The sequence below is a fragment of the Desulfosarcina sp. genome, assembly GCF_033791525.1.
GTDB lineage: Bacteria > Desulfobacterota > Desulfobacteria > Desulfobacterales > Desulfosarcinaceae > Desulfosarcina.
The window spans coordinates 1-6,977 of record NZ_JASJGN010000043.1 but is presented as its reverse complement, the minus strand read 5'-3'; the positions used below and the strand labels follow the sequence as shown (position 1 = coordinate 6,977).

6 protein-coding genes are annotated in these 6,977 nt (G+C 59.8%); all 6 read left to right on the top strand.

What is annotated here, in order from left to right:
- On the top strand, positions 1–1,597 hold a 1,597-nt coding region (pruA, locus tag QNK41_RS02145), incomplete at its 5' end, for an L-glutamate gamma-semialdehyde dehydrogenase (RefSeq protein ID WP_319253271.1).
- A 79-nt stretch (positions 1,598–1,676) separates the two neighbouring features.
- Positions 1,677–3,215 carry an aldehyde dehydrogenase family protein gene (locus QNK41_RS02140; protein WP_319253269.1) on the top strand — a complete coding sequence of 513 codons (1,539 nt, stop codon included), beginning with the start codon at positions 1,677–1,679 and terminating at the stop codon, positions 3,213–3,215.
- Positions 3,216–3,387: 172 nt separating this feature from the next.
- On the top strand, positions 3,388–3,750 hold the full coding sequence (locus QNK41_RS02135) for a winged helix-turn-helix domain-containing protein (protein ID WP_319253267.1): 363 nt from the start codon (positions 3,388–3,390) through the stop codon (positions 3,748–3,750).
- A gap of 128 nt (positions 3,751–3,878) precedes the next feature.
- On the top strand, positions 3,879–4,856 hold the full coding sequence (locus tag QNK41_RS02130; protein WP_319253265.1) for a P1 family peptidase: 978 nt from the start codon (positions 3,879–3,881) through the stop codon (positions 4,854–4,856).
- Between the two features lie 45 nt (positions 4,857–4,901).
- Positions 4,902–6,398, top strand: a complete 1,497-nt coding sequence (locus QNK41_RS02125; protein WP_319253263.1) for an ABC transporter substrate-binding protein — start codon at positions 4,902–4,904, stop codon at positions 6,396–6,398.
- A 19-nt stretch (positions 6,399–6,417) separates the two neighbouring features.
- Positions 6,418–6,977 (top strand): ABC transporter permease (locus QNK41_RS02120; RefSeq protein ID WP_319253261.1); only part of this gene is annotated, 560 nt, incomplete at its 3' end.

Genomic DNA, 6,977 nt, shown 5'->3' with positions numbered 1-6,977 from the left:
CAATGAACCGGTCCTTGAATACCAGCCCGGCAGCGATGAGCGAGGCCGCATTAAAGACGAACTGCAGCGGCTCAGGAACACGGAGATAGAAATTCCGCTGATCATCGGCGGGAAGCCCGTGAAAACCGGCAACCTCGGTCGATGCATCGTCCCCCACGACCATGGGCACCAGCTGGCCCTTTTCCACCAGGCCGGCAAGAAAGAGGTGTCAATGGCCATCGAGGCAGCCGCATCGGCCGCCGGGGAATGGGCGGCCATGGACTGGGACGACCGGCTGGCCATTTTTTCCCGGGCGGCCGATCTCATCGCCGGTCCCCGGCGCATGACCCTCAATGCCGCCACCATGCTCGGCCAGAGCAAGAACATTAATCAGGCGGAAATCGATTCTGCATGTGAAATCATCGATTTCCTTCGTTTCAACGCCTTCTACGCCACCCAGATTTACCGGCAGCAGCCCCGGTCCGGCCCGGCCGAATGGAATCACCTGGAATACCGCCCTTTAGAGGGCTTCGTATTTGCCGTCACCCCCTTCAACTTCACCGCCATCGGCGGAAATCTGCCGTCGGCACCGGCCATGCTGGGCAACACCGTGTTGTGGAAACCGGCATCCTCGGCCGTATATTCCGCCTGGATGCTCATGCAGACGTTCATGGAAGCCGGGCTGCCGCCGGGAGTGATCAATTTCATCCCAGGGTCGGGCGCCCAGGTGGGCAATCCCGTTCTGGCCAGCCCGGATCTGGCAGGCATTCACTTCACCGGATCCACAACGGTTTTTCAGGGCATGTGGAAAACCGTCGCCGACAACCTGAGCCGCTACCGCACCTACCCGCGTATCGTCGGCGAGACCGGTGGAAAAGATTTTATCTTCGTTCATCCCAGTGCCGATCTCGCTTCCGTGGCCACCGCCCTGATCCGGGGCGCCTTTGAATACCAGGGACAGAAATGCTCGGCCGTCTCCCGGGCCTATCTCCCCAAATCACTCTGGGCGAATCTGAAAGAGAAACTGACAGCTGCCATGGGCACCATCAAGGTGGGGTCGCCTGAGGACTTCTCCACTTTTGTCAATGCCGTTATCGACCGAGCCGCCTTTGACACGATTACCGGATATATTGAGTATGCCAGGGATCACGTAGCGGCAAAAATTATCGCCGGCGGCGACTATGACAGCAGTTCCGGCTATTTCATCGACCCGACGGTGATTCTCACTACCGACCCTCATTTTAAAACCATGCAGGAAGAGATCTTCGGACCCGTGCTTACGATTTATGTCTATGCCGACGATGACTTCGAAGCGACCCTGGACCTGTGCGACCGAACCTCGCCCTACGCCCTCACAGGCGCCATTTTGGCCCGGGATCGCACAGCGGTGGCAATGGCCCGGCGTCGGCTGGTCCATGCGGCCGGCAACTTCTACATCAACGACAAACCCACCGGTGCCGTGGTGGGACGCCAACCCTTCGGCGGTGGTCGGATGTCAGGCACCAACGACAAGGCGGGCAGTATTCTCAACCTCTATCGCTGGGTCAGTCCGCGAACCATAAAGGAGAACTTCCTGCCGGCCACGGATTATCGTTACCCGTTCATGGATGCCGAGTAGCCTGTCTACAAATGGCATCTTGGCCTTTTGAACTTGGGATTGGATTTGAAGGATTAAACGTTCTGGAGAAGAGAAAAACATGGATTTCTTAAAGACGCTGGGCATTGAAAAAGAGAACCGCGGCGTGTCTACCGGCCTGAACTGGCTGGGCGGCAGTGAAGGACCGACGATCGAGGGAATCTCCCCAGTGGACGGCAACGTTATCGCCAGCGTCTTCACCGCCACGGAGGCCGAATATGATCAGGTGGCCCACACTGCCCACCAGGCCTTCTTCAGGTGGCGACAGGTACCGGCACCCAAGCGGGGAGAAGTCGTCCGCCGGATCGGCCGTCAGCTCAGGGCTTACAAGGAGCCACTGGGCACCCTGGTCTCCTACGAGATGGGCAAATCCCTCCAGGAGGGGCTGGGCGAAGTCCAGGAAATGATCGACATTTGCGATTTTGCCGTGGGTCAGTCCCGTCAGCTCTATGGGTATACCATGCACTCGGAGCGTCCGGAACACCGCATGTACGACCAGTACCACCCATTAGGTGTGGTAGGTATCGTCAGTGCCTTCAACTTCCCGGTAGCGGTGTGGGCCTGGAATGCCATGCTGGCGGCGGTTTGCGGTGATGCCAGTCTCTGGAAGCCATCGTCCAAGGCGCCGCTATCGGCCATCGCCGTGCAGCATATCTTGGCCGACGTTCTGCGGGACAATGCCGATGTGATCCCCGAAGGACTCTTCTCCCTGGTGGTGGGCAGCGGACACACCGTGGGCCAGCGACTGCTTGAAGATACGCGAGTACCGATAGTGTCGGTCACCGGCTCCACCCGGGTCGGCCGCCATGCCGCCCAAATCGTGGCCAGCCGCTTCGGACGGGCCATTCTTGAGCTGGGGGGCAACAATGCTATTATCGTTACCCCGGCCGTCGACATGGCCATGGCGGTCACGGCCATCGTCTTCGGCGCCGTCGGCACTGCCGGCCAGCGTTGCACCTCAACCCGTCGGGTCATCATCCACGAATCCATTTACGACCAGGTGGTCGCGGCCCTGACCAAAGCCTACGCAAGCCTGCGCATCGGCACGCCCCTGAATTCCTTCAACCATATGGGACCGCTCATCGACACCGCAGCCGTGGCGGACTACCGCCAGGCACTGGCGCAGGTGTCAGCCCAGGGAGGAAAGATCATTTTTGGCGGCCAGGTCCTCGAAGGCCCCGCGTATGCATCGGGTTGCTATGTTCAGCCCACGCTGTGCGAGGTGGAAAACGACTGTGCCATCGTTCAGAATGAGACCTTTGCACCGATACTTTACCTGATCCGTTACAGCGGCAATGTCGCTAGCGCCATCGCCATCCAGAACGATGTCCCCCAGGGTCTTTCATCGGCCATCTTCACCAACGATTTACGCGAGGCCGAGGCGTTCCTCTCCGCCACCGGTTCAGACTGCGGCATTGCCAATGTCAACATCGGCACCTCCGGCGCAGAAATCGGCGGCGCCTTCGGCGGTGAGAAAGAGACCGGCGGCGGCCGGGAGTCCGGATCCGATGCCTGGAAGGGGTATATGCGCCGTCAGACCAATACCATCAACTATGGCCGCAGCCTTCCCCTGGCCCAGGGACTCGTCTTCGACATATAGCAGAGGATATCGTTTCTACAACGTGTGTCCCAAATAAAAGCCTCACTTTTCCGACAACCCGAGGGTCACCCCGGTGTGCGGCCAACTGCTCATTTTTCCCCTTGCTGACGGTTCTTTTGCCTGCTATCCTCTTTACGTTATCGGCACCCGTGCCCGGATGACAGGAGGTGAGATGGCCGCCAAAACCAGAAAAGTCAGTGTCAAATCAAAAGTTTGGCTGGAGGATCGCCAAGGACGGATCATTTTCGGCCTGGGCCGCATGCGAATTTTAAGTGCCATTGAAAAATGCGGGTCCCTCAACGCGGCGGCCAAGGATCTCAAAATGAGCTATCGGGCGGTCTGGGGCAAAATCAAGGTAACCGAAGAGGCCTTGGGCAAACCCCTGCTGGTAAAGAGCCAGGGCGGCAGTGCCGGCGGCGGCTCCACCCTCACACCCTATGCCCACACCCTCATGGAACGCTACGTGGCCCTTTCCCGCGTCATCGACACCCAGGCCGACGATCTGTTCGAATCCGGATTCCTCGATCCGCAGTAGCCATATCACCCTGGAAATGGTATACCCCGGGGTACGGGCGGCAATCGTGCCGCCCGGGCAGAAACGTTTTCTCACACCACGCCGATCGATCTTTAAACAACATGCACCGAGCAGGAAAAACCAATGGGTTGACCGATGTTCCCGGCATTTGGGTGGGGCATTATACCGATACGGCAGCTGCCTCCGGAACGACCGTGGTGATTTGTGCCGACGGGGCGGTGGGCGGCGTCGATGTTCGGGGAGCTGCGCCGGGCACCCGGGAAACCGACCTGCTGGCGCCTGAAAATCTGGTGGAGAAAGTCCAGGCGGTCTGTCTCTCGGGAGGGTCGGTTTACGGGTTGGCCGCGGCGGATGGGGTCGTGCGGCATCTGGAATCCAGGGCGATCGGCTTCCAGATAGATGACATCCACGTGGCCCCCATCGTTCCAGCGGCCGTGCTCTTCGACCTGGGACGCGGCCTTGAATTCAGACCGCCGGTGGACAGCAGTTGGGGCGAATTGGCCTGCCGGTCCGCCGGCCCGGGACCCGTGAAAACCGGTTGCGTGGGTGCCGGTACGGGCGCCATGTCCGGCGGCATCAAGGGGGGAGTGGGCAGTGCCAGTCTCGTTCTGGACATGGGTATAATCGTGGCCGCCCTGGTGGTAGTCAACTCCCTGGGATCGACTGTTGATCCGGCCACGGGCACGTTCTGGGAGGCCCGTCTTGAAAGCGGAAAAGAATTTGCCGGGCGTATTCGCCCTCGGGTGGTGCTACCCGCGACGCCCACCGGTACGACGGGCGAGAACACCACCCTGGCCGTTGTGGCCACCGACGCGGTCCTCACCAAACCCCAGGCAAAAAAGATCGCCATGATGGCCCATGACGGCATGGCCCGAGCCATCCGGCCGGCCCATACCATGTTTGACGGGGATATCGTCTATTGCCTGGCCACAGCCAAGCAGCCCCTGCCGGAAAAGTCCAGTTTATTTACGGCGCCGGTCGCCCAGACCATCAACGAATTGGGTCATGCCGCTGCCGACTGCCTGGCGCGGGCTATTATCCGGGGGATTCTCGACGCACAAAGCAGTTATGGCCTGACGGCCTACCGAGATCTTAAGCACGTGTAATTGAAAAAGCAGTTCTCCGCCCATTTATCACTGAAAGGAGAAAAGATGAAAATTGCCTTGGGTTCCCTTTTCCTGATCCTCTCCTTTGTTCTCGTAAGTTCCGCTTTTTCTCAGGCGCCGATCAAGGGCGGCACGTTGACGGTCTGCCAACCGGCTGAGCCGCCGGGGCTGGATCCCACGACCCATACCGCAGCGGCCATCGACCGGGTCGTTTACGCCAACATCTACGAAGGTCTGGTCAAGGTGGACAGCGGAGGCGGCTTTCTGCCCGGCCTGGCAAATGGCTGGAACATCTCGGCCGACGGCCTGGTCTACACCTTCAACCTGAGAAAAGGGGTGCGCTTTCACAACGGGGAGGCTTTCGATTCGGCGGTGGCCAAATGGAACCTGGATCGGTCTGCCCTGCCTGAGAACGGCAATCCCCACCCCGAATATTTCAACGGTATCGAAAGCATCAAAACGCCGGACAGCCACACCCTGGCCATCCGGCTAAAATCCGTAGATGCCCTGTTCATCGCCCACATGGCTGAAGGGGATGCGGTCATGCTGCCCTTGAAGGGCTTTGAAACGGCCAAATCCAATCCCATTGGCACCGGCCCCTTCAACTTCGTCAAATGGATCAGGGGGGACCGGGTGGAAATGGCCCGCTTCAACGGCTACTGGAATCCCTTTTTGCCCTATCTGGACCGGGTGATCTTCCGTTTCATCGGCGATCCGGCCGCCCAGATCGCCGCGCTCAAGGCCGGGGACATCGACGTGATTGGCTATATCGCCGCGCCCGAGTCGGCCATGATGCTGGAAAAAGACAAGCGTTTCAAGGTCTATGCCGGCACCACCACCGGCGAGGTGATCATGTCCACCAACAACCAGGCCGCCCCCTTCGACAACCGGATGGTCCGCCAGGCCATGGCCCATGCCATCGATCGTCAGACGGTTATAGACCTGGTCATGTTCGGCTACGGCACTCCCATCGGATCCCACTGGTCGCCCTCCACCCCCTACTACAAGGATCTTACCGGGCGATATCCGTACGATCCTGAAAAGGCCAGGGCCCTGCTGAAGGAAGCCGGCTACCCCAACGGTTTTTCGGCCACCATCAAACTGCCGGCGATCTATTCCTACTCCAGACGGGCTGGTGAAGTGATCGCCGACATGCTCACCAAGGTGGGCATCGACCTGACCATCGAAATCGTGGAATGGGGCCAGTGGATCGATCGAATTTTCAAGAAGAAAGAATACCAGCTGACCATGATCGGCCACGTTGAGGCATGGGACATCGGCATCTACGCCAAACCGGACTACTACTTCCAGTACGACTCCCAGGAATTCCGGGATGCCTATGCCAATGCCCTTAAGGCCCCGGACGAAGCCGGCAAGGCAAAATGGTTTGGCCGCTGCCAGGAGATCATCGCCGATGATGCGGTCAACGGATTTCTTTTTTCCACTCCCAGCCTGCCGGCGATGAAAGCCAATGTCATGGGGTGGTGGGAGAACTACCCGACCATCGCCCTGGACTGCACAGCGGTGTGGTGGAAGCAGTAATCATGGCGTTCAGGCACCCATGACCAGCTATCTGATTAAAAAAATGGTCAGCCTGGCGGCCGTGCTTTTTCTGGTCTCCCTAACCGTCTTTTCGGTGCTCTTCGTGCTGCCGGGCGACCCGGCCCAGATCATCCTGGGGATCAATGCCTCGCCGGAAACCCTGGCGGCTCTTCGGGCGCGGCTGGGGCTGGATCAACCGTTCTGGACCCAGTATGGCAGCTGGATCGGCAGCCTCCTGCAAGGCACCGGCGGCCACTCCATTACCTATGACATGGCGGTGTTCGAGCTTATCGGATCCCGCCTGGCGGTCACCGGTCCCCTGGCGCTCATGGCCATGGCCATTGCCGTGGTCCTGGCCCTGCCCCTGGGTGTTTTTGCCGCCTGTCATCAGAACCGCCCCGCAGATGCCGCCGTGATGGCCGGCACCCAGCTTGGGCTGGCAGTGCCCGAATTCTGGCTGGGCATTCTGCTTATGCTGCTCTTTTCCGTTCACTGGGGAATTTTCAGTGCCGGCGGGTTTCCCGGCTGGGATGAAGACGTCTGGGGCTCCCTGAAGGCCCTGTTCCTGCCGGCCCTGGC

Excerpts from the sequence above, each read along its gene's own strand:
- QNK41_RS02140 (WP_319253269.1), top strand. The coding sequence starts at position 1,677 with ATGGATTTCTTAAAGACGCTGGGCATTGAAAAAGAGAACCGCGGCGTG.
- QNK41_RS02135 (WP_319253267.1), top strand. The coding sequence starts at position 3,388 with ATGGCCGCCAAAACCAGAAAAGTCAGTGTCAAATCAAAAGTTTGGCTG.
- QNK41_RS02125 (WP_319253263.1), top strand. The coding sequence starts at position 4,902 with ATGAAAATTGCCTTGGGTTCCCTTTTCCTGATCCTCTCCTTTGTTCTC.